General features: G+C 73.5%; 19 protein-coding genes. 6 read left to right on the top strand and 13 right to left on the bottom strand.

Going from position 1 to position 21,295, the window contains the following annotated elements; translation table 11 throughout:
• Nucleotides 1-196: 196 nt before the first annotated feature.
• Nucleotides 197-1,783, top strand: coding sequence for an alpha/beta hydrolase (locus IO30_RS0124885; protein WP_051858889.1), 1,587 nt, complete (start codon nucleotides 197-199; stop codon nucleotides 1,781-1,783).
• A gap of 94 nt (nucleotides 1,784-1,877) precedes the next feature.
• Here IO30_RS0124885 and moeZ read toward each other — a convergent pair whose 3' ends face one another.
• From moeZ to IO30_RS40785, 12 genes are all read right to left on the bottom strand, one after another.
• On the bottom strand, nucleotides 1,878-3,056 hold the full coding sequence (gene moeZ, locus IO30_RS0124880) for an adenylyltransferase/sulfurtransferase MoeZ (protein WP_031146322.1): 1,179 nt from the start codon (nucleotides 3,054-3,056) through the stop codon (nucleotides 1,878-1,880).
• Between the two features lie 81 nt (nucleotides 3,057-3,137).
• The gene (locus tag IO30_RS0124875; protein ID WP_031146321.1) at nucleotides 3,138-3,902 is read right to left on the bottom strand and encodes a spherulation-specific family 4 protein; all 765 of its coding nucleotides are present in this window, start codon (nucleotides 3,900-3,902) and stop codon (nucleotides 3,138-3,140) included.
• Nucleotides 3,890-4,900, bottom strand: coding sequence for an NAD-dependent epimerase/dehydratase (locus IO30_RS0124870; RefSeq protein WP_031146320.1), 1,011 nt, complete (start codon nucleotides 4,898-4,900; stop codon nucleotides 3,890-3,892). The genes IO30_RS0124875 and IO30_RS0124870 overlap by 13 nt, the downstream gene beginning before the upstream one ends.
• A gap of 137 nt (nucleotides 4,901-5,037) precedes the next feature.
• Entirely contained in the window at nucleotides 5,038-6,036 is a 999-nt protein-coding gene (locus IO30_RS0124865; RefSeq protein WP_078904809.1) for a hypothetical protein, read from the bottom strand.
• Nucleotides 6,033-7,634 (bottom strand): GT4 family glycosyltransferase PelF, encoded by a 1,602-nt coding sequence (pelF, locus tag IO30_RS0124860; RefSeq protein ID WP_037895036.1) that lies wholly within the window; start codon nucleotides 7,632-7,634, stop codon nucleotides 6,033-6,035. The genes IO30_RS0124865 and pelF overlap by 4 nt, the downstream gene beginning before the upstream one ends.
• A 208-nt stretch (nucleotides 7,635-7,842) precedes the next feature.
• Nucleotides 7,843-9,477: a dipeptide ABC transporter ATP-binding protein gene (locus IO30_RS0124855; protein ID WP_031146317.1), complete on the bottom strand. Its 1,635-nt coding sequence runs from the start codon at nucleotides 9,475-9,477 to the stop codon at nucleotides 7,843-7,845.
• Nucleotides 9,474-10,466: an ABC transporter permease gene (locus IO30_RS0124850; RefSeq protein WP_031146316.1), complete on the bottom strand. Its 993-nt coding sequence runs from the start codon at nucleotides 10,464-10,466 to the stop codon at nucleotides 9,474-9,476. Before IO30_RS0124850 ends, IO30_RS0124855 begins: the two co-directional genes overlap by 4 nt.
• The gene (locus IO30_RS0124845; protein WP_051858888.1) at nucleotides 10,463-11,455 is read right to left on the bottom strand and encodes an ABC transporter permease; all 993 of its coding nucleotides are present in this window, start codon (nucleotides 11,453-11,455) and stop codon (nucleotides 10,463-10,465) included. Before IO30_RS0124845 ends, IO30_RS0124850 begins: the two co-directional genes overlap by 4 nt.
• The gene (locus IO30_RS0124840) at nucleotides 11,452-13,203 is read right to left on the bottom strand and encodes an ABC transporter substrate-binding protein (protein WP_199920968.1); all 1,752 of its coding nucleotides are present in this window, start codon (nucleotides 13,201-13,203) and stop codon (nucleotides 11,452-11,454) included. Before IO30_RS0124840 ends, IO30_RS0124845 begins: the two co-directional genes overlap by 4 nt.
• A gap of 174 nt (nucleotides 13,204-13,377) precedes the next feature.
• Nucleotides 13,378-13,473: an Ms4533A family Cys-rich leader peptide gene (locus tag IO30_RS47900; RefSeq protein WP_324617527.1), complete on the bottom strand. Its 96-nt coding sequence runs from the start codon at nucleotides 13,471-13,473 to the stop codon at nucleotides 13,378-13,380.
• A 57-nt stretch (nucleotides 13,474-13,530) separates the two neighbouring features.
• Entirely contained in the window at nucleotides 13,531-15,009 is a 1,479-nt protein-coding gene (locus IO30_RS0124830; RefSeq protein ID WP_031146324.1) for a DUF3152 domain-containing protein, read from the bottom strand.
• A 5-nt stretch (nucleotides 15,010-15,014) separates the two neighbouring features.
• Nucleotides 15,015-16,010, bottom strand: a complete 996-nt coding sequence (locus IO30_RS40785; RefSeq protein WP_051858887.1) for an alpha/beta fold hydrolase — start codon at nucleotides 16,008-16,010, stop codon at nucleotides 15,015-15,017.
• A 130-nt stretch (nucleotides 16,011-16,140) separates the two neighbouring features.
• On the opposite strand from IO30_RS40785, the gene IO30_RS0124820 reads away from it, so the two are divergent.
• The 4 genes from IO30_RS0124820 (at nucleotide 16,141) to IO30_RS0124805 (ending at nucleotide 17,973) form a co-directional block, all read left to right on the top strand.
• Nucleotides 16,141-16,356, top strand: coding sequence for a hypothetical protein (locus IO30_RS0124820; protein WP_031146313.1), 216 nt, complete (start codon nucleotides 16,141-16,143; stop codon nucleotides 16,354-16,356).
• A 158-nt stretch (nucleotides 16,357-16,514) separates the two neighbouring features.
• Nucleotides 16,515-17,153 (top strand): TetR/AcrR family transcriptional regulator, encoded by a 639-nt coding sequence (locus tag IO30_RS0124815; protein ID WP_031146312.1) that lies wholly within the window; start codon nucleotides 16,515-16,517, stop codon nucleotides 17,151-17,153.
• A 157-nt stretch (nucleotides 17,154-17,310) separates the two neighbouring features.
• Nucleotides 17,311-17,538, top strand: coding sequence for a DUF3107 domain-containing protein (locus tag IO30_RS0124810; protein WP_031146311.1), 228 nt, complete (start codon nucleotides 17,311-17,313; stop codon nucleotides 17,536-17,538).
• A gap of 132 nt (nucleotides 17,539-17,670) precedes the next feature.
• On the top strand, nucleotides 17,671-17,973 hold the full coding sequence (locus IO30_RS0124805) for a hypothetical protein (RefSeq protein WP_199920967.1): 303 nt from the start codon (nucleotides 17,671-17,673) through the stop codon (nucleotides 17,971-17,973).
• 64 nt (nucleotides 17,974-18,037) lie between these two features.
• Here the strand turns inward: IO30_RS0124805 and IO30_RS0124800 are convergent, their stop codons facing one another.
• The gene (locus IO30_RS0124800) at nucleotides 18,038-18,796 is read right to left on the bottom strand and encodes a ferritin-like fold-containing protein (protein ID WP_031146309.1); all 759 of its coding nucleotides are present in this window, start codon (nucleotides 18,794-18,796) and stop codon (nucleotides 18,038-18,040) included.
• Nucleotides 18,797-19,266: 470 nt separating this feature from the next.
• Here IO30_RS0124800 and IO30_RS0124795 point away from each other — a divergent pair, with 470 nt between their 5' ends.
• Complete coding sequence (locus IO30_RS0124795) at nucleotides 19,267-21,222, top strand: DEAD/DEAH box helicase (protein ID WP_031146308.1); 1,956 nt, start codon at nucleotides 19,267-19,269, stop codon at nucleotides 21,220-21,222.
• Nucleotides 21,223-21,295 lie beyond the last annotated feature (73 nt).

Raw genomic sequence — 21,295 nt, 5'->3', positions numbered from 1 at the left:
GGGTCGCGGCGCCCGGCACGGCACCTCCCCGCGTTGTCGGACCACGCAAGTACGTCCAGTACGAGCCGTGGCCCTCCGCCTTGCGATGCACCGCACCGGGCACCGCGACCCGGCAAACCTTTCCGGCCACAGCACTGGGGCCCCCGTTCGGGTCAGCGCGGAAGCGGGCCAAGCAGGGTGCCCACAGGATGGGGACATGCCGACTAACGCCCTGCGGGTCACCGTCGCCGCCGCCCTCGCCGCCGCGCTGCTCAGCACGAGCGCGTGTTCCGACGAGGGCGACGGGAAGAAAACGAAGGCCGGCGGCGCCAAGGAGGCCGAGCCCCTCGAATGGGGCGACTGCCAGGCACCCAGCATCGCGGAGGGCGGCGGTCCGGCCCCCGGCAAGGACTGGCAGTGCGCCACCCTCGACGTCCCCCTCGACTACGCGGAACCCGAGGGCCCGACCGTCCCGATCGCCCTGATCCGCGCGAAGGCCCGCAAGAAGGACGAGCGCATCGGCTCCCTCCTCTTCAACTTCGGCGGCCCCGGCGGTTCGGGCATCTCCACCCTGCCCGGCGCCGCCAAGGAGTACGAGGCCCTGCGCGCCCGCTACGACCTGGTGAGCTTCGACCCCCGCGGGGTGGGCCGCAGCGCCCCCGTCCGCTGCCAGGACGACAAGCAGCTGGACGCCTACTACGCGCAGGACTCCTCCCCCGAGACCCCGCAGGAGGAGAAGGCCTTCGTCGACAACATCCGCGCGTACCAGAAGGCCTGCGAGAAGAACTCCGCCAAGATCCTGCCCCACGTCGGCACCGAGAACGCCGCCCGCGACATGGACCGCATCCGCCAGGCCCTGGGCGACGACAAGCTGCACTACTTCGGCATCTCCTACGGCACCGAACTCGGCGGGGTCTACGCCCATCTCTTCCCCAAGAACGTCGGCCGGGCCGTCTTCGACGCCGTGGTGGACCCGACCGCGACCTCCGAGGAGGGCGCGCTCGGCCAGGCCAAGGGGTTCCAGCTCGCCCTCGGCAACTTCGCGCAGGACTGCGTGGACCGGGGCGACGCCTGCCGGCTCCAGGGCAGCACCGCCAAGGAGATCGAGGCGAACGTGATGAAGCTCCAGAAGGACCTGGAGGCACAGCCGATCGCCGGCATCGGGGACCGGCAGCTCACCCAGAGCGCCGCGACCAACGGCATCGCCCAGGCCCTGTACTCCAAGGAGCTGTGGCCGCTGCTCGAACAGGGCCTCGACGAGGCGGACGGCGGGCAGGGCCAGCTGCTGCTCGCCCTGTCGGACGCGCTCAACGGCCGTGACCAGCAGGGGCACTACAGCAACATCGGCGCCGCCAACACGGCCATCAACTGCGCGGACTCCAAGGAGCGTTACACCCTGGAGCAGACCAAGGCGCAGCTGCCCAAGTTCCGTGCGGCCTCGCCCGTCTTCGGGGACTTCCTCGGCTGGGCGATGATGGGCTGCACCGACTGGCCCGTCCCGGGCGCCTGGACCACCCCGGACGTGTCCGCCCCGGGAGCGGCCCCGATCGTGGTGATCGGCAACACCGGCGACCCGGCGACCCCGTACGAGGGCGCCCGCAAGATGGCGGAGCGCCTCGGCCCCGGCGTCGGCGTGGAGCTCACGTACGAGGGCGAGGGGCACGGCGCGTACAACAGCGGCGACCCGTGCGTGCAGAAGGCGGTGAACTCCTACCTGCTGGACGGGAAGGTCCCCGCCGCGAACTCGGTCTGCACGGCGGCCCCGGACCCCACCGGGACACCCGTCGCACCGCTGAGCACCTGACCTGACCGGTCCGGCCCGGGTCCGGACGCGCCGCAGGGGCCGCACCGCGCGAGCGGTACGGCCCCTGCGGGACGTTCGGGACGTTCGCGACGTCCTAGTAGACCGGCTTGTCCGGTTCGATCTGGTGGACCCAGCCGATCACGCCGCCGCCGACGTGCACGGCGTCGGAGAAGCCCGCGGACTTCAGGACCGCGAGGACCTCCGCACTGCGGACACCCGTCTTGCAGTGCAAGACGATCCGCTTGTCCTGCGGCAGGTCCTGGAGGGCGGTGCCCATCAGGAACTCACCCTTGGGGATCAGCTTCGCGCCGGGGATCGAGACGATCTCGTACTCGTTGATCTCGCGGACGTCGATGATCTCGATGGGCTCGTCGTTGTCGATCCACTCCTTGAGCTGCTTGGGAGTGATCGTGGAGCCGAGCGCGGCCTCCTGGGCCTCCTCCGACACGACGCCGCAGAAGGCCTCGTAGTCGATGAGCTCGGTGACGGTCGCGTTCGGACCGCAGACCGCGCAGTCGGGGTCCTTGCGGACCTTGACCTGGCGGTACTGCATCTCCAGGGCGTCGTAGATCATCAGGCGGCCGACCAGCGGGTCGCCGACGCCCGTGAGGACCTTGATGGCCTCGGTGACCTGGATGGACCCGATCGACGCGCAGAGCACGCCGAGGACGCCGCCCTCGGCGCAGCTCGGGACCATGCCCGGCGGCGGGGGCTCCGGGTACAGGCAGCGGTAGCACGGGCCGTGCTCGGACCAGAAGACCGAGGCCTGGCCGTCGAAACGGTAGATCGAGCCCCATACGTACGGCTTGTTCAGCAGGACGCAGGCGTCGTTGACCAGGTAGCGCGTGGCGAAGTTGTCCGTGCCGTCGACGATGAGGTCGTACTGGCTGAAGATCTCCATCACGTTCTCGGCTTCGAGCCGCTCTTCGTGGAGGACCACGTTCACGTACGGGTTGATGCCCAGCACGCTGTCGCGGGCCGACTCGGCCTTGGAACGGCCGATGTCCGCCTGGCTGTGGATGATCTGGCGCTGCAGGTTCGACTCGTCGACCTCGTCGAACTCGACGATGCCCAGCGTGCCGACGCCTGCCGCGGCCAGGTACATGAGGGCGGGCGAGCCGAGGCCGCCGGCGCCCACGGCCAGCACCTTGGCGTTCTTCAGGCGCTTCTGGCCGTCCATCCCGACATCGGGGATGATCAGGTGCCGCGAGTACCGGCGGACCTCGTCAACGGTGAGCTCTGCGGCTGGCTCAACCAAGGGTGGCAGCGACACGGGGACTCCAGCGGGTCATCCCCGCGGAAGCGGGGAGCATTCAAAGGGTTGTTCTGTCCCGTAACACTGCCACGGCCTCCTTCATTCCAAGACACCCGTCCCGATCCGCGAGACGATTTCGTCCCAGTACCCGGGCATCGAGGCCCACGGGTCCCGGTCCCCGCTTCCGCGCCGGTCCGTGAACCAGACGGTGCCCGCGCCTTGCCAGCGGGCGATCCGGACGGCCTCCTCCAGGTGGGTGCGGGGCACTCCGTGGACGAAGTGGCAGAACAGCTCCGCCGGGTGATCGGCGGTCCACTCCGCCACCTGTGACCAGCGGTAGTCCGCCCAGGAACCGGCGAACGTGACCAGTTGATCAGCGGTTTCCGCATAGCCCTCATAGGGATGGGTGCCGTGCCCGAGCACGATCCGCAGGCCGTCCCCTAGCCCCCGCAGGGTGTCGACGACGCGGCGCACCTGCTCCAGCTCCGCCTTCCCGGCCGGGGCGTCGGCGAGGTAGAAGCCGCCCACGCCGTACCAGTCGCGGAAACGGTGGGCATCGGAGATCAGCTCTCCGAAGGACCGCTCGCCGTCTCGCATCGCGAGATGACCGAGCAGCCGGCGCCCCGTGCCGGCCCCGGCGGCCCGGAGCCGGACCGCCGCCTCCGAGCAGTGCGGGTCGGGACGGCCGCCCGGGCCGTCGGTGACGTTGAGCACGGCCCAGTGCAGCGGGGTGCCCGGACGGGTCAGCTCCGCCCACTCGACCGGGGCGAGCAGCGGGTGCGCGTAGCCGGGGGCCCCGAGGCCGAGGCGGCCGGCGTCGGTCGCCGCCGCCGTGGCCCCCGGCGGGGTGGTCAGATGCGGCACGCCGCCTCCATCCAGATGTCCGCGAGGGACTCCTCCAGGTTGATCCGGGGCCGCCAGCCGAGCCGGTCCCGGGCGGTGCGGACGTCGGCCTGCTGCCAGGCTCCGCAGCCGTCGGGGTAGGGGTACGGCTGCGGGGCCGCGGCGGCGAGCTGCTCGGACGTGGCCTCGGACCGGGGGGATCCGATGGTGGCCAGTCCGGTCGGGCGGCCGGGGTGCTGGTGCGGCTGCGGGGAGCCGCCGTGGGGCAGGTCCAGCTCGTGCAGGGCGCCCCCGTACCCGGCGACCCGGGCCAGCACGGCGGCGGCGTCGCGCAGCCGGACCGCACGGCCGGTGCCGATGTTGACCACGCCCTGGGCCGCGGAGAGCGAGGCGGCGTGCACGGCCCGCGCCACGTCCCGGACGTCGACGAAGTCGCGCTGGACCCCGAGCCCGCTGAGCTTGAGCTCGCCGTCCCCGGACTGCATCGCCCGGCGCATGGCCTCGGCGAGCCGCCCGAGCGGGGATCCGGCGGGGGTGCCGGGGCCGACGGGCGAGAAGATCCGCAGGACCACGGCGTCGAGCCCGGAGCCCAGCACCAGTTCGGTGGCGGCCAGCTTGCTGACCCCGTACGGCCCGCCGGGTCTCGGCACGGCGTCCTCGGCCGTGGACGATCCGGGCTGGCTGGGGCCGTACTCGGCGGCGCAGCCGAGCTGGACGAGCCGGGCCCCGCAGCCGCTGCGGCGCAGGGATTCGCAGATGGTGGCCACGGCGACGGTGTTGTGCCGGGTGAGTTCCCGGGCTCCGCCGCGGGTGGCTCCGGCGCAGTTGATGACGACGCCGGGGTGGACGGCGTCGAGGAACCGGGTGAGCGCGCCGGGGCTGCCGGTGGCGAGGTCGAAGCGGACGTCGGCGTCGTCCCCGCGGCCGAGCGCGGTGAGCTGGACGGCGGGGTCGGCGAGCAGCCGGTCCGCCACGTAGCGGCCGAGGTATCCGTTGGCTCCGATCAGCAGCACCCTCATCGCGTGACCCCTTGTTCGGTTGGCTGGCCGGTCATGTCCTTGTTCTCCTTGCGGGTGGGTGGATGGGGCGGGGTACGGGTACGGCGCTCCGGCGTCGGCTCCGGAGGGCGTGGTGGCGGGACGGGGGTCGGGGGACGTCAGGGGCGGGCGTGCGCGGAGGCCCGGGACAGCGCGAGCGCCGCCTGTACGAGGAGCCCCGCCGCGGCGGCGGGTGCCGCGGCCGGGAACGGGACGAGGGCGAGCGCCAGGGCTGCGACGAGCGGCCCCCGGTGGGCGCCGTGCCGCAGCAGCAGCCGGGTCAGGAACAGCAGCAGGGCGAGCGGCAGGGCCTGCGCGAGCGGTGCTCCGGCGACCGCGGCCGCCCCCGCGGCGGCTGCGGTGAAGCCCAGCAGGGCCCCGGCCAGCAGCGGCCGGGCCCCGTCCGCGAAGTCCTCCAGGGCCCGGCTGGCGGCGAGCCTGCGGCGAGCCCGGGAGGCGTAGGCGGCAGCGGCCACGTGCCCGGGGGCGACGGCCAGTGCCAGGGCGACGGCGAGGGCGGTGCCGTACCGGTGGGCGGCCCAGACGGCGACGGCCGCGGCGAGCAGGTGCGCGAGCCAGGGGAACCGGCCCCCGGCGGCCCGCCCGGGCCACACCAGGGCGGCCACGGCGGCGAGCGCGGCGGCGGTGGCCGCGAACGGCATCCCGGCGGCGGCGCCGAGGGCGAGGGCCCCGGGCAGCAGGGCGCAGCCCAGGCCCCTCAGCGCGCGGGGGCCGCCGGTCACCTCGCGGGGCAGCAGGCCCGTGGCGGCGCCCGGGGTCTCGGTGCGGGCGGTCCGGGCGTACAGCTCCTCGGCGAGCGAGAAGACGTCCCGGTGCCGGAACCGTGCGGCGGTGCGGTCGGTGATGCCGTGGGCCTCCAGCCCGGCGGCGATCTCCAGCGGGTCCACGGCCCGTTCGCACAGGTCCCGGTGCCGGTGGAGCAGGGCCTTGACCGGGTCCCCGGCGGCCCGTCGGCGGATCCCGGCCGGAGCCGCGGCCGGCACGGGGGCCGGGACCGGAGCGGGCGCGGGGGCCGGAGCGGACGCGGGCGCGGGGGCCGGGGCGGGCACGGGCGTGGCGAGCGGGGCAGCCGTGGGCGTGGCTTCTTCGACGGTCATGCCGATGCCTCCGTGGATGGGACCGGAGCCCAGGTGGGGGTGGTCCAGTGGCCCGGGACCCGGGCCTCCGGGGGCCGGGCGAAGGGGATCTCCCCGTCCGGCCGGGCGGATCCGCGGGCCAGCAGGCCGAGGTAGATGTCCTGGAAGGCGGCCACGTTCTGTTCGACGGTGAACAGCTCCAGGGCGCGCGCCCGGCCCGCCGCGCCGAGCCGCCGGGCCCGTTCGGGGTCGCGCAGCAGCGAGAGGCAGGCGTCGGCGAGTGCCCGCGGATTGCGCGGCGGGACGACCAGCCCGGTGCCGCCGATGACCTCGCGGACCGCCCCGACGTCGGTGGAGACGGTGGCCCGGCCGCAGAACATGGCCTCGGCCAGGGTGAGCGGGAAGCCCTCGATCACCGAGGACAGCACGACGACCTGCCCGGCGGCATGGGCCTCGGCCGAGGTGGGGGCCTCGGGCCCGCCGATCTCCTCGAAGGTGACCGGGTTCTCCCCGGCGGTGACGGCGTCGGCGGCCTCGTCGGGGAAGAGCTGTGCGGCCAGCGAACGGCAGTCGGCGAGGTATCCCGCCTCGGCGCTGCCCGCGAAGATCCGCAGCCGGGTGCGCGGTTCGGCCCTGCGGACCTCGGCGAAGGCGTGCAGCAGGCCGATCAGGTCCTTGGCGGGCTCCACCCGGCCGACCCAGACCAGGGTGTCGGGGTCCCCGCCGTCCTCGGCCTCGCCGATGGTGGCGAATCGGTCCGCCTCCATCCCCGGGTAGACCGTCCGCAGCCGCTCCCGCGGGGCCCCGCACCGCTCCTGCCAGCGCCGGGAGTGCGCGTTCCCGGGGGTCAGGAGGTCGGCCTGGGCGTAGATCTCCCCGGCCAGCCTGCCGTGGAAGGCGGCCAGCAGGGCGCGCAGGGCGGGGCGGGCGTCGGGGCCGCGGTCGTCGTCGGGCCGGCCGAGGTAGTGGGCCCTCAGCTGGACCCCGTACTCGGTGACGAGCAGGGGCACCCCGAAGAAGCGTTTGGCCAGCAGTCCGGGGATGGCCGCCACCCCGCCCGCCGCCGCGTGGCAGACGTCGACCGCGCCGAGGCCGCCGTGTTCCTCGTACCAGTCGAGGGACAACGGCCGGAGCATGCGCTCCAGTTCGTCGACGAACTCCAGCAGGTCGGGCACCCGTACCGCCTGGACGGTGCGGCTCGCGCCCGGTGCCCGGCAGGCCGACTCCACCGTCCGCACCGCGGACTCGGAGCGCAGCGCCGCGTACAGGCCGCCCTGGTCCCAGGCGAGTGCGGCGAGTCCGTAGAGCCCGGCCGCGAAGGGCTCGGGCTCTCCCGCACAGATGCCCCGGACCAGTTCCTTGAAGCAGCCGGCGAAGCGGCGCCGTTCGCGCCGGGCGTACGTCCGCCCGTCGTCGGCCGGGGCCCACAGGGGCGCCGTGCGGACCCGGGTGACGTGCTCGGGCAGCGGGACCCGGGTGCGCTCCTGCTCGGCGCTGCGGCTCAGGGCGTAGAGCTCGAACTCGTGCTGCGGGAGCCCGCGCACGAGCCGGTCGCACCACAGCCTCGCCTCGCCCGTCGCATACGGATAACCACCTTCCGTGAGCAGTCCGATCCGCACGAGTGGCACCCCCGATCTCCCGTTCAGGCGGCCACCGTCGGTCCGGCGACCCGCCGCGGAAGAACTCAAGCGGATATGCCGAAGGCGCGACGGACGGTTGTCCGTCGCGCCACCGGAAGGGGTGAAGAGTCGTAACTTTCCCGTACGGTTCGCGTTCGAGCACGCTAGTAACGGGGAAAGGGGCGCGGCCGGACCGGCCCGCAGGAGGTCAGGCGAAGACCTCCTGCCGGGTGGTGCGGCGGGCGGCGGCCAGCAGCGGGTCCAGCACGGGTACGGCGGCCAGCAGCTGCCGCGTGTAGGGGTGGGCCGGCCGGTCGTAGACCTCGTCCACCGGGCCCTCCTCCACCACCTCGCCGCCGCGCATCACGGCGACCCGGTCGCTGACCTGGCGGACCACCGCCAGGTCGTGGGCGATGAAGACGAGGGCGATGCCCAGCTCCTGCTGGAGCTCCGCCAGCAGCGCGGTGACCTGCGCCTGCGTGGTCACGTCCAGGGCGGACACCGGCTCGTCGCAGACGATCAGCCGGGGCCGGGGGGCCAGGGCGCGGGCGATGCCCACGCGCTGGCGCTGGCCGCCGCTGAACTCGTGCGGGTAGCGGTCGTAGTGCGCGGCCTCCAGCCCTACGCGCACGAGGAGTTCCTCGACCCGGGCCCGGATCGCGCCCTCGTCCCGTTCCCCGGCCGCGCGCAGCGGGTCGGCGACGGACTCGCCCACGGAGCGGCGCGGGTTGAGGGAGGAGACGGGGTCCTGGAACACCATCTGCACGTCCGGGGCCACCCCCTCCGTCTGCCGGCCCCCGTGCCTGACCTGGCCGGAGCTCGGCGCGAGCAGGCCGACGAGCATCCGGCCGAGGGTGCTCTTGCCGGAGCCGCTCTCGCCGACGATCCCGAGGGTCTCGCCCGGGTGCACGGCGAGGGACACCCCGTCGACGGCGGTGACCCGGCGCCTGCCGCGCCCGAACTCGCGCCGCACCGCGAAGGATTCGACGACGGGGACGCCGGCGCGCGAGCCCTCTGCCGGGTCCGGCCGGCGTCGCGGGGCCGGGGCGTCCAGTCGCGGTACGGCCGCCAGCAGGGCCCTGGTGTACGGGTGCTCCGGGGCGGTCAGGATCCGGCCCACGGGCCCTCGTTCCACGGCGGCTCCGTGCCGCATGACCAGCAGTTCGTCCACGCTCTCGGCGGCCACCCCCACGTCGTGCGTGACCAGGAGCAGGCCGAGGCCGCGCTCCTCGCGCAGTCCGTGCAGCAGGTCCAGGACCTGGGCCTGGACGGTGACGTCGAGGGCGGTGGTGGGCTCGTCGGCGATGAGCAGCTGCGGGTCGCAGGCGAGGGCCATGGCGATGAGGACGCGCTGGCGCATGCCGCCGCTGAACTCGTGCGGCCGGGCCCGCGCGCGGCGTGCCGCGTCGGGGATGCCCACCCGGTCGAGGACCTCGACGGCCCGGGCGCGGGCGGCCCGCCGGGAGACGTCCGCGTGGATCCGGTGGACCTCGGCGATCTGGTCGCCGACGGCGTAGTAGGGGTCGAGGGAGCTGAGCGGGTCCTGGAAGACCATGGCGGCCGTCCCGCCCCGGAGCCGGCGCAGTTCCTGCGGGGAGGCCGAGGCCGGGTCGGTGCCGCCGACCCGGACGGTGCCGTCCAGGCGGGCGCCGGTCCCGTGGTGCAGGCCCAGCAGGGCGGCGGCGACGGTGGACTTCCCGCTGCCGGACTCGCCCACGATGCCGAGGGCGCGGCCGCCCTCCAGGGTGAAGGAGACCCCGTCCACGGCCCGTAGCCGCTCGCCCGCTCCTCCGACCGGGAAGTCGACGACGAGGTCGCGCACTTCCACCAACGCCTGCGTCATACGAGGGCCACCCTCCGGTCCGCTGCGGCGTACAACAGGTCGGCGACGGCGCCCGCGACGACCACGGCGGTGCCGATGGTCAGGACGACCCCCACCACGACGGGCAGGTCCACGACCCGCACCCCGTCGATCAGGGTCTTGCCGAGGCCGGGGATCCCGAAGAGGGATTCCGTCAGCACGGCGCCGCCGAGCATGGTGCCGAAGTCCACGGCGCTGAGCGCGATCACGGGTGCCACGGCTCCGCGCACCGCGTGCCGGGTGACGACGGACCGCTCCGGGACCCCGTAGGCGCGGAAGGTCCTGATGTGGTCCTCGGCGAGCGTCTCCAGGGTAGAACTCCTGGTGAGACGGGCGTACTTGGCGCTCTCGAAGAGGCCGAGCGTCACCCAGGGCAGCAGCAGGTTCCAGGCCCACTGCTCGGGGTCCTCGCCCAGCGGCACGTAGGTCGGGAAGGGCAGCCACTGCAGGTGGGCGCAGACGGCCATGAGCAGCAGCAGGCCCAGGATGAACACGGGGGTGCCGGTGCCGGCCAGCGTGAGGACGGTCAGGGCCCGTTCGGTGAACCCGCCGCGGCGCAGCGCCGAGAGCAGCCCGGTGCCTACGCCGACCAGCAGCCAGATGACCAGCGCGCCGACCGCCAGCGAGAGGGTGGCGGGCAGCCGCTCCAGGACGAGCGCGGTGACCTGCTGGTCGTTCTGGTACGAGAACCCCAGGCACGGGGCGTCGCAGCGCACGACGAGCCCGGCGCCGCCGGAGTAGTCCCGGCCGAGCAGGATGCCCTGGAGGAAGTGCAGGTACTGCACGGCCACGGAGTCGTTCAGGCCGAGCTGCTCGCGGACCTGGGCGATCTGCGCCGGGTTGCAGCGCTCCCCGCAGGCGAGCCGGGCGGGGTCGCCCGGGGCCAGGTAGAAGAGGGCGTAGACGACGGCGGACAGGGCGAGCAGCACGAGCAGCGCGCCGCCGGTCCGCCTGAGCACGAAGAGGGTCACGCCGAGCGCTCCTTTCTGGTGCCGACCCGCAGGCGCGAGTCCTCGCGCGGGTCGAGGGCCGTGCGCACGGCGTCGCCGAGGACGGTGAAGGCGAGCACGGTGACGAACAGCAGCCCGGCGGGGAGCAGCACGTAGAGGGGGTCGGCGCGGAACCAGGTCTGCGCGCTGGAGAGCATCTGCCCCCAGGAGGGGGTGGGCGGTTTGACGCCGACCCCGAGGAAGGACAGCGAGGCCTCGGCCACGATGTTGGTCGGGACCTTGATCGCGGCGAGGGTGATGACGGGGGCGGCCAGCGAGGGCAGCAGTTCGCGGCGGGCGATGCGCCAGGTGCTGTTGCCGGAGAGCCGGGCGGAGTCGACGAAGTCCAGGTCGCGCAGGGCGAGGGTCTGGGCGCGCACCATCCGCGCGGTGGCGCCCCAGTCGAGCAGGCCGATGATGAGGATCAGCAGCAGCGGACGCGGGAAGCCGGGGGGCACGACGGCGGTCAGGGCGATGCCGAGGACCAGCATGGGCAGGGCGATCATCAGGTCGGTGACCCGGCCGATGAGCTGGCCCACGAACCGGTTGCCGAGCGCGGCGGCGAGTCCGGCGGCCACCCCGACGCTGATCTGCACGGCGGTGGCGCCGAGGGCGACCAGCAGGGACACCTGCGCGCCGTGCAGGAGCCGGGTGAACAGGTCGCGTCCGGTGCCCGGTTCGACGCCGAGCCAGTGGTCGGCGGAGATCCCGCCGAAGGAGCCGGTCGGTACGCCGCCGCGGGCGGAGTCGACGAGGTCGTCGTGGTACGCGTTCGGGTCCTGGCCGGTGAGCTGGGAGATCAGCGGGGCGGCCAGGGCGAGGAGGACGAGCAGCGCGAGGACGCCGGCGGCCGCCAGGGCCGCCGGGCGGCGGCGCAGCCGCCGGGCGGCCTGGCGCAGGGCCCCCGCGCCCGGGGGGACGGCCCCGGGCGCGGACGCCGGCTTCTCGGCCGGGTCGAGGAGCAGGCTCACTTGACGGAGACCTGCGAGATGTCGAGGACGCCGGTCCAGTCGCTGATGACGACGTTCTTGACGTCCTTGCCGACGAGGCGCTTGTAGACCGGGTGGAAGAGCGGCACCGTGAGGGCCTGCTCACCGATCTTCTTGTCGAGGGCGCCCCAGCGCTTGCCCGCCGCGCTGAGGTCGGTCAGCTTGGCGATCTCGTCGATCTCGGCGTTCACGGCCGGGTCGTCGAGCTGCGCGTGGTTGTAGTTGGAGCCGTTGGTCACGATCTGCCGGCCGTCGAAGATCGGCGCGAGGAAGGGACCGCCGGACGGCCAGTCGGCGCCCCAGCGGGAGAGGAAGAAGCCGGGGGTGTTCTTGACGTCCCAGCGGCGCTCGTTGAAGGCGTTGTTCTCCAGGCCCTCCAGCTTGACGGTGATCCCCGCGGCGGCGAGGGCCTGCTGCACGGCGGTGGCGACCTCGGGGCTGGTCTGCCGGTTCTGCGCGGTGGAGTGGGTGAGCGTGATGGTGATGCCGTCGGGGAAGCCCGCCTCCTTCAGCAGTTCCTTCGCCTTGGCCGGGTCGCCGGCCTTGCCCGCGGGGAAGTGGTCGTAGGGCGCGTGGCCGAAGGCCTCGGTCTCGGGCAGGAAGGTGGTGGCGGGCTCGGCCAGGGCGGAGCCGCCGGCCGCGTTGATCACGCTGGTGCGGTTGATGGCGTAGGAGACGGCCTGGCGGACCTTCGGGTTGTCGAAGGGGGCCACCTTCGGGTTGAAGGCCAGGTAGTTGACGTAGCCGAAGTGTCCGGTGCCGACGCGGGCAGCCAGCTGCTTGTCGTCGCCGATCTGGGCGAGCTCGGCCGGGCCGAGGTTGGTGTCGGTGGTGATGGCGGCCGCGTCGGGGCCGGAGCTGGTGGTCAGGCGCTGGTTGATGACCGCGGAGTCCAGCCCGGAGCGGACGTCGATCTTGTCCGGGTAGGCCTTGCGCTCCTCGTCGGTCTTGGGGTCCCAGTGCTCGTTGCGCTCCAGGGTGAGGTGCTCGCCGTCGTTGTCGTTCTTGACGACCTTGTACGGGCCCGAGGAGACCGGGTGCTCCTCGTACTTGGCGCCGGTGTCCTTGGCCTTGGGGACGGGCGCGAACTGCGTCTGGGTGGCGACGAAGGGGAATTCGCCCTCGGGCTTGCGCAGCTTGAAGACGATGGTCTTCGCGTCGGGCACGACGATCGAGTCGAGGCCCTTGCCGCCGTCCTTGTACGGGCCCTCGTAGCTCTCCCCACCGACCAGCCAGTCCCGCAGGTAGGGGGCGCCGCCCGACAGTTCGGCCGCGAAGGACCGCTCGATGCCGTACTTGATGTCGGCGGTGGTGATCGGGGAGCCGTCCTCGTACTTCAGCCCGTCCTTGAGCGTGTACGTCCACTCGGTGGCGTCGGCGTTGGGCTTGCCGGTGTCGGTGGCGAGGTCGGGGACGACCTTGGTGCCCGGTGCGCCGTCCTCCCGGTTGCGGGTGGTGAGCGTGCGGAAGACCAGCGAGGGGACGTTGCCGCCGCCCGAGGTGTAGAGCCGGGCCGGGTCGAAGTCGCTCTGCGGCTCGGAGTTGAGGACGGTGAGGGTGCCGCCCTTCTGCGGCGCGCCCCCTGCGGCGCCCGGCTTGGCGTCGGCGCCCGCCTTGTCCGCGGCGTCCTCGGGCCCGCAGGCCACTGCACCCCCGGCCAGGAAGAGGCTGACGGCGACCGCTGCCACGCGGCGCGATATGTGATGACTGGCCGGTCCGAAGGACGACATGGAAAGAGACCTCTCGGCGTGAAGGTGAAGAAGGATGGGGAGAGAAAGCCACGCCAGGGCAGCGGACGGCGCCGGAAGGACACCGGGTGAAAGCAGAAAGAGCCGCGCCTGGGGGCATGCGTACACCCGGGCGCGGCGGAACTCAGGAAGGGTCGCGACGCGGACGGGCCGGCGTCAGCGACAGAAGATGTCGGCCACGCTGTGCGCGGTCACACCAAGCAGCGCCAGCTCTATGGCGGCGCTCGCGATCATGGTGTGGTGCTGCGACATGCGGAGAACGATGGCCGATGATCGGACAGCTTGTCAACGCGGGTTCTGGACCACCGCTCAACTTCCGGGATGCACCCACGGGTTGGGCTTGCACTGGATTCCGTCGATGTCGAGGGACTTCGTCTGCTGCTGCATGATCGGCGCGAGCGACCCGGGGGTGCGGCAGCTCACGTGACCGTGTCCGAGCCGGTGCCCGACCTCGTGGTTGATGAGCATCTGCCGGTACGCGAGCATCTGGTCCGGCCCGTACGTCGCCGAGCCCTGCGCCCACCGGAAGGCGTTGATCATCACGCGGTCGGTGGAGGCGGAGTCGCAGGAGACGTTGTCCACGGTGGTGTCCAGGCCCGACTTGGCGCACCAGATCCCGGTGGTCCCCGGGCTGGCGAGGGTGATGACGAAGTCGGCCGAGCCGCCCGGCACCCGCTCGAAGGTCCGGCTGCCGCCGTGTCCCCAGCTCCGCGGGTCGTTCAGGGTGCGGTGCACCGCCTCGGCGAACAGCTGCGCGTCCAGGCCGAGACCCTGCTCGACGTCGACCCGGTAGCGGACGGTCTTCCCCTTGCCGGGGGCCTGGGCGACGCCGGGGACGGTGTCGAAGGTTCCGGGGCCGGCGAGCTTGGCGTCGATGGGCAGCTGCTGCGCCATCTTCTGCTCGTACGTCAGCTCCGGCGCGGGCGGGGCCGCGGACGGGCTCGCCGCGGCGTCCGCGGGCGCGTCCGGCGTCGGGCGGCCGTCGGAGCGGGAGGCGGCGCCGGCCTCGGCGCGGGCCCGGCCGTCGTCGGGGGCGGCGAGCGCACCGGGTTTGCCGATGTCGCTCTCGGAGGCGACCTGGACGGCGACGACCACGGCGAGCACGGTGGTCACGGCCGCGGCGGCCATCCCGGTGTAGGTGCGGACCTTCCCGGCCCGGCCGGAGCCGGACTGCTCCTCGGCGGGCGGCGGGGCGGCAGAGTCGGCGGGCTCGGCGGGCGGCGCGGCGGGAGCCGCGGCGGCGGAACGGGCGGCGGACTCGGCCCGCGCCCCGTCGGCGGGCCTGCGCGGACCGGGCACCCGGCGGTGCGAGCCGGTGGAGGTGAGCGGGCCGTCCTCCGCGAAGGACGGGAAGGGCTCGAAGGAGGACAGGGGCGCCGCCGGGGGCGGCGGGGCCGGGGCGGCCACCGCCGCGTACGGGGCGGCTGCGCGCGGGACGCCGTGCCAGTCCCCGTAGACGGCGCCGGGCCCCGCTCCCCAGGAACCGCCGGGCTCGTGCTGCTCGGGGTGCCCGCCGGGCCGCTCCTCGGGCCAGGGGTGGGCCGCCCGGGGCGCGTAGCCCTGGTGGGTGACGGTGGGTTCGGTGTGAGGCTGTTCGTACGGCTGCCCGTACTGCTGCGCGTACGGGCCGCCCGGCGCACCGAAGAGGCTGCCCGGCTCCTCGTAGGGGTCCGCCGGCATCTCGTACCAGCCCAGCGGCTCCTCGTACGCGGCCGGGGCGGGCTCCGTCGGCGCGGCCGGGGCAGGGGCGGGGGAAGCGGAAGGGGCCTTGCGACTATGTCGTCCCACGGTCCTCAGCCTCTGCCGTCTTCGGTATCTCGGTCGGTGTCCGCCGCGGCGGTGTCCCGCATCAGCTCCCGGAAGGCGGCGGCCACCACCTCGGGGTACTCCATCATCGCCACGTGCCCGGCCTCGGGCAGACACAGCAGCCGCGAACCCCGGAAGGCCGCGGCGGCCCGGTGCGCCATCCGGTACGAGACCAGCTGGTCCCGGCCACCGTAGACCAGGAGGGCGGGGGCGAGCACGCGCTGTGCCTGGCGCCACAGTCCGTGCTGGCCACCGAGGGTGTAGGCGTCGACGATGCCCCGCGAGGTACGGGTCATCGCGTCCCAGAAGTACGGCAGGGCCATCCGCCGCTCCATCTCCTCCACCGCGTACCGGAATCCGTCGGGCGTCACCCGGGAGGGGTCCCCGTAACAGAGGCCCATCACCCCGCGGGTGCGCTGCTCGGCGGTCAGGTCGCGGGTGAGGCGGCCGAAGAGGGCGGCCATGCCGGGGACGGCGAGCAGCGCGGTCGGTACGGCCGACTTCTGCACGCGCAGCTCGGGCAGGGCGGGCGAGACCAGGGTCAGGGTGCGCACCAGGTCGGGCCGGACGGCCGCGACCCGGGTGGAGACGGCCCCGCCGAGGGAGTTGCCGAAGAGGTGGACGGGGCCGCGGCCGGCCGCGTCGAGGTGGCGGATGACCGCGCGGGCGAGCGCGGTGACCGAGTAGTCCCGGTCGGCGGGCGGCGGGGACCAGCCGAAGCCGGGCAGGTCCACGGCCTCGCCGTCGACGGTGTCGGCCAGCTGCGCCATCAGCGCCGACCAGTTCTGCGAGGAACCGCCGAGTCCGTGCACGAACAGGGCGGGCGGCAGCCCCGTACGCACCGGGGGCCGCTGCCGTACGGCGAGCTCCAGGCCGGGCAGCGCGACGGTGCGCCACTGCTCTCCCTCGGCCACCCGGACGGCTCCCACCAGGGAGGACGGCTCGGCGGTGGACCGCACACCCGGCAGCTCGGTCGAAGACATGCGGGCAATGTTACGAGACGATCACGCTCCACTTCCTGTGTTCGCGGTCACAGACGCATGCCGATCCGCCTCGCGGGGCATCCGCGAGGCTCCTAGGCTCGTAGTGAGAAGAGAAAGCGAGGGGAGCGCCATGACTGTCGACCCTGCGGAGCCGGACACCTTCCGCGAGGGCTTGCCCGAGGCCCTCGACCCCGAGGCGCCCGAGGCGGACGTGGCGGAGCAGCTCGCCGATCTGCAGCCGGACGAGGACGACCCGGTCAGCGGCCCGGAACGGGGCGAGGCCGCCGACGGCGACGCCGCGGAACAGGCCCGGGTGGTGCCGATGGACGAGGACGACTACCGCTGACCGGCCACTGACCGACCGCTGACCAGCGCCTCCAGGGGTCCGTGGCACGTCCGTACCGCGAGAAAACTCGGCTTGAACCCTCCAGATTCGGTTACCGAAAAGTACGATGGCGGCGCGGCGCAGAGCGCACTGTGTTCTTAGAGAAAGTGGGAGGCGGCGTGACAGCCATCGAGCAGACCGAAGCAGCGCGTCCGCGGGGCACGCGACTGCCGCGCCGAGCCCGACGGAACCAGCTCCTGGGCGCGGCTCAGGAGGTCTTCGTCGCGCAGGGGTACCACGCTGCCGCGATGGACGACATCGCCGAGCGCGCCGGGGTCAGCAAGCCGGTGCTCTACCAGCACTTCCCGGGCAAGCTCGACCTGTACCTGGCGCTGCTGGACCAGCACTGCGAGTCGCTGCTGCTGGCCGTGCGCACGGCGCTCGCGTCGACGACGGACAACAAGCTGCGCGTGGCCGCGACGATGGACGCGTACTTCGCGTACGTCGAGGACGAGGGCGGCGCCTTCCGGCTGGTCTTCGAGTCCGACCTGACGAACGAGCCCGCGGTGCGCGAGCGCGTCGACCGGGTCTCGCTCCAGTGCGCCGAGGCCATTTCCGACGTCATCGCCGAGGACACCGGCCTGTCCAAGGACGAGTCGATGCTGCTGGCCGTGGGCCTGGGCGGGGTCTCGCAGGTCGTGGCCCGCTACTGGCTCTCCAGCGAGAGCCCGGTCGCCCGTGACACCGCGGTGGGCCTGCTGACCTCGCTGGCGTGGCGCGGCATCGCCGGTTTCCCGCTGCACGGCACCGACGCCTGAGACCGGACGTCCCGAGCCGGCCGCGCGGTACCGGCCGGTGGCCGGTGTTCGCTGCCAGCGTGTCCGCTCTGCGCGGTCCGCGTCCCCTCACCGGGCTAATGTGGACCGCGTACGGCGCGGCTGATCGCGCGAAACGGACCGTCGGAGGGACAAAGCCGTGGAGGTCAAGATCGGCGTGCAGCACGCACCCCGGGAGATCGTGCTGGAGAGCGACCTGAGCGCCGAGGAGCTGGAGGGCATCGTGGCCGCCGCGCTGTCCGGTACGGCGCCGCTGCTCAGCCTCACCGACGTCAAGGGCCGCAAGGTCCTGGTGCCGTCCGACCGCCTGTCCTACGTGGACCTCGGCGAGCCGACCGCCCGCAAGGTCGGCTTCGGCGCGCTCTGACGCACTGGCACCTGACGTGCCGAGAACTGTGCGAAACGGCCCGGTGGTTGATTCCACCGGGCCGTTTCCCGTTCTTCCGCTTCGGGTAGGACCGCAGTGACTTGGTTTGCCCCGACGTGTGGGAGGGACCTCATGCTGCTGATCGAAGCGCTCGGCTCTGCTCTGCTGGGCCTCGCCCTGTCCGCGACGGCTGTGCGCGTGTTCGCGCGCCGGCTGCCGTCCGCGAGAGTGGTGCTGGTCAGCGGGGTACTCGGGGCGCTGTTCGGGGCGTATCTGACGCACTTCGCGCTCGGCCCCGGGCACAACACCCTGACCGCGACCTTCGTCGGCGGCCTGCTGGTGTCGGCAGTGGTCCTGTCCCTGTTGCTGCGGCCCGGCTCCGGGCCCCGCAGGCCCTCGCGCAGGCCTCCGTTTTCGCTCCCCTCCCGGGGCTGACCCCTGACGCACGAAGGCCCCGGAGCGCATCTGCGCTCCGGGGCCTTCGTCACGTCCGCAACCGTCAGGCGGCCAGGCCGAGGGCCGCCATCCGCTTGGTGTGCGCCTTGGTGATCCGGGTGAACATCTCGCCGACGGCCGCCAGGTCGAAGCCGGCCGCCATCCCGTCGACCCCGCCGACCAGCATGGTGGAGAGCGCGTCGCGCTCGGCGACCACGCGCTGGGCCTGCGAGAGTGCCTCGCCCATCAGACGGCGGGCCCACAGCGCGAGCCGGCCGCCGCAGCGCGGGTCGGCCTCGATGGCGGCGCGCACCTTCTCGACGGCGAAGTTGCCGTGACCGGTGTCGTCGAGCACGCCGACGACGAGGGCGCGGGTGTCGGTGTCCAGGTGGGTCGCGACCTCGCGGTAGAAGTCACTGGCGATGGAGTCGCCGACGTACGCCTTGACCAGGCCCTCCAGCCAGTCCGACGGGGCGGTCTGGCGGTGGAAGTCGTCGACGCCCTTCGCGAAGGGCTCCATGGCGGCGGTGGGCTCCACCTCGATGGCGGCGAGCCGGTCGCGCAGCCGCTCGAAGTGGTGGAACTCGGCGGACGCCATCGCGGCGAGCTCGGCCTTGTCGTCGAGGGTGGGCGCGAGCTTCGCGTCCTCCGCGAGGCGCTCGAAGGCCGCGAGCTCCCCGTAGGCGAGCGCGCCGAGCAGGTCCACGACGGCGGCCCGGTACTGGGGCGAGGCGGAGGCGGTCGCCCAGTCCTGGGCGGCGATGCCGGCGGATTCCGCGGGTGCGCTGTCGTCGGCGGGCGAGGCGTTTTCTACGGTCGACATGCTCCGCACAATAGCCCGCCGAAAGGCGGCGCAAGTCACCACACCTGCTCACTGCCAGCCCACGTAAACACGCCTGCCCGGTGAATTCGCCCGACACGGCTGCGCGATTCCGGGGTACAGTGGTAATGCGCCTGCCGGAAACTCGGCGGGCCATCCCAATGAGGATGCCCGGTCGGTGGCCCGATCGGCTCCAACCGACCCGCCCTCGGCGTGGTGCGTGCGCTCATGTGCATCGCCACCCATGAGGGGCCCCCTCAGCGGCACAAGCGCTTGAGCGAAGGCTTAGTGGTCCCGCGCAGCTTTGTACGACCCGCCCGAATGCTGGGTGGGCGCAGTACTTCAAGCCCGGCACGGTACGACCCCCCTCGCCGCCTCGCGCCGCGTCTCACAGAAGAGGCAGCACCCTGACTACGTTCCGAGACCTCGGGATCCTTCCCGAGACCGCCGAAGCCCTTGAAGCCGTCGGCATCGTGTCCCCCTTCCCCATCCAGGAGATGACCCTCCCCGTCGCCCTCTCCGGCACGGACGTCATCGGCCAGGCCAAGACCGGCACCGGCAAGACGCTCGGTTTCGGTCTTCCCCTGCTGGAGCGGGTCACCGTCCCCGCGGACGTCGAGGCGGGCCGGGCCGAGCCCGGTCAGCTGACCGACGCCCCGCAGGCCCTCGTCGTGGTTCCGACCCGCGAGCTGTGCACCCAGGTCACCAACGACCTGCTGACCGCGGGCAAGGTCCGCAACGTACGCGTCCTCGCCATATACGGCGGCCGCGCGTACGAGCCCCAGGTCGAGGCGCTCAAGAAGGGCGTCGACATCATCGTCGGCACCCCGGGCCGCCTGCTCGACCTGGCCGGACAGAAGAAGCTCGACCTCTCGCACATCCGGGCGCTGGTCCTGGACGAGGCCGACGAGATGCTCGACCTGGGCTTCCTGCCCGACGTCGAGCGGATCATGAGCTACCTGCCGCCGAAGCGCCAGACCATGTTGTTCTCGGCGACCATGCCGGGCGCGGTCATCGGCCTGGCCCGCCGGTACATGACGCAGCCCACGCACATCCGCGCCTCCTCGGAGGACGGCGAGGGCGCCACCGTCGCCAACACCGCGCAGCACGTCTTCCGCGCGCACAACATGGACAAGCCGGAGCTCGTCTCCCGCATCCTGCAGGCCGAGGGCCGCGGGCTGGCCATGATCTTCTGCCGTACCAAGCGCACGGCGGCCGACATCGCCGAGCAGCTGGAGAAGCGCGGCTTCGCCTCGGGCGCCGTCCACGGCGACCTGGGCCAGGGTGCGCGCGAGCAGGCGCTGCGCGCGTTCCGCAACGGCAAGGTCGACGTGCTGGTGTGCACCGACGTCGCCGCGCGCGGCATCGACGTCGAGGGCGTCACCCACGTCATCAACTACCAGACGCCGGAGGACGAGAAGACCTTCCTGCACCGTGTGGGCCGCACCGGCCGCGCGGGCAAGAAGGGCATCGCCGTCACCCTGGTCGACTGGGACGACATCCCGCGCTGGCAGCTGATCAACAAGGCGCTGGGGCTGGACTTCCACGACCCGGTCGAGACGTACTCCACGTCCGCGCACCTGTACGAAGAGATGAACATCCCGGCCGGCACCAAGGGCACCCTGCCGCGCTCCGAGCGCACGCGGGCGGGCCTGAAGGCGGAGGACGTCGAGGACCTGGGCGAGACCGGCGGCCGCGGTGGCCGTGGCGGCCGCGGTCCGGCCGCTGCCGCTCCGGCGGCTGCGGAGGAGCGTCCCGCCCGTACCCGTACGCCGCGCCAGCGCCGCCGCACCCGTGGCGGTTCGGAGCTGGGCGCCGAGGCGGCCGCCGCTGCCGTGACCCCGGTGGCCGAGGCCCCCGAGGCCCCGGCCGCCGACGAGCCGCGCAGGCCTCGCCGCCGCCGCACCCGTGTGGCTGCGGTACCGGCCCAGGCCGTGGAGGCCGTGGAGACGGTCGAGGCCGCTCCGGCCGTCGTGGCCGAGGCCCCGGTCGCCGTGGCTCCGGTCGTCGAGGAGGCGCCGGTCAAGCCGAAGCGCACCCGCGCCCCGCGCAAGGCCGCTGCCGTCGTCGCCGAGGCCGTGGTGACCCCGGTCGCCGAGGCTCCGGTCGCCGAGGAGGCGCCCGTCAAGCCGAAGCGCACCCGCGCCCCGCGCAAGGCCGCTGCCGTCGTCGCCGAGGCCGTCGTGGCCCCGGTCGCCGAGGAGGCCCCGGTCGCACCGCGACGGCCCCGCGTCCGCAAGGTCGTGGAGACCGCTCCGGAGCCGGACTTCCAGATGGCCCCGCCGGTGGAGCCCGTCAAGGCCCGCCGCACCACCCGGCCCCGCAAGGCCGCCGAGGCCGCTCCGGTGGCCGCCGCGGCCGCGGAGGACGCTCCGGCCAAGCCGAAGCGCACCCGCACCCGCAAGGCCGCTGCCGCGCCCGAGGCGTAAGCACGCACCCGATGGCCCGGTCCCCCTTCCGAGGGGGGCCGGGCCATCGGCGTATCCTCGCGCAGCCGCTCCC

This window comes from Streptomyces xanthophaeus (assembly GCF_000725805.1).
GTDB classification, from domain to species: Bacteria; Actinomycetota; Actinomycetes; order Streptomycetales; family Streptomycetaceae; genus Streptomyces; species Streptomyces xanthophaeus.
This window is presented reverse-complemented; position numbering and strand designations above follow the sequence as displayed.

Coding starts and splice junctions, on each gene's coding strand:
- IO30_RS0124885 (WP_051858889.1), top strand. CDS start 197: ATGCCGACTAACGCCCTGCGGGTCACCGTCGCCGCCGCCCTCGCCGCC.
- IO30_RS0124870 (WP_031146320.1), bottom strand. CDS start 4,900: ATGAGGGTGCTGCTGATCGGAGCCAACGGATACCTCGGCCGCTACGTG.
- IO30_RS0124865 (WP_078904809.1), bottom strand. CDS start 6,036: ATGACCGTCGAAGAAGCCACGCCCACGGCTGCCCCGCTCGCCACGCCC.
- IO30_RS0124855 (WP_031146317.1), bottom strand. CDS start 9,477: ATGACGCAGGCGTTGGTGGAAGTGCGCGACCTCGTCGTCGACTTCCCG.
- IO30_RS0124840 (WP_199920968.1), bottom strand. CDS start 13,203: ATGTCGTCCTTCGGACCGGCCAGTCATCACATATCGCGCCGCGTGGCA.
- IO30_RS47900 (WP_324617527.1), bottom strand. CDS start 13,473: ATGTCGCAGCACCACACCATGATCGCGAGCGCCGCCATAGAGCTGGCG.
- IO30_RS40785 (WP_051858887.1), bottom strand. CDS start 16,010: ATGTCTTCGACCGAGCTGCCGGGTGTGCGGTCCACCGCCGAGCCGTCC.
- IO30_RS0124820 (WP_031146313.1), top strand. CDS start 16,141: ATGACTGTCGACCCTGCGGAGCCGGACACCTTCCGCGAGGGCTTGCCC.
- IO30_RS0124805 (WP_199920967.1), top strand. CDS start 17,671: ATGCTGCTGATCGAAGCGCTCGGCTCTGCTCTGCTGGGCCTCGCCCTG.
- IO30_RS0124800 (WP_031146309.1), bottom strand. CDS start 18,796: ATGTCGACCGTAGAAAACGCCTCGCCCGCCGACGACAGCGCACCCGCG.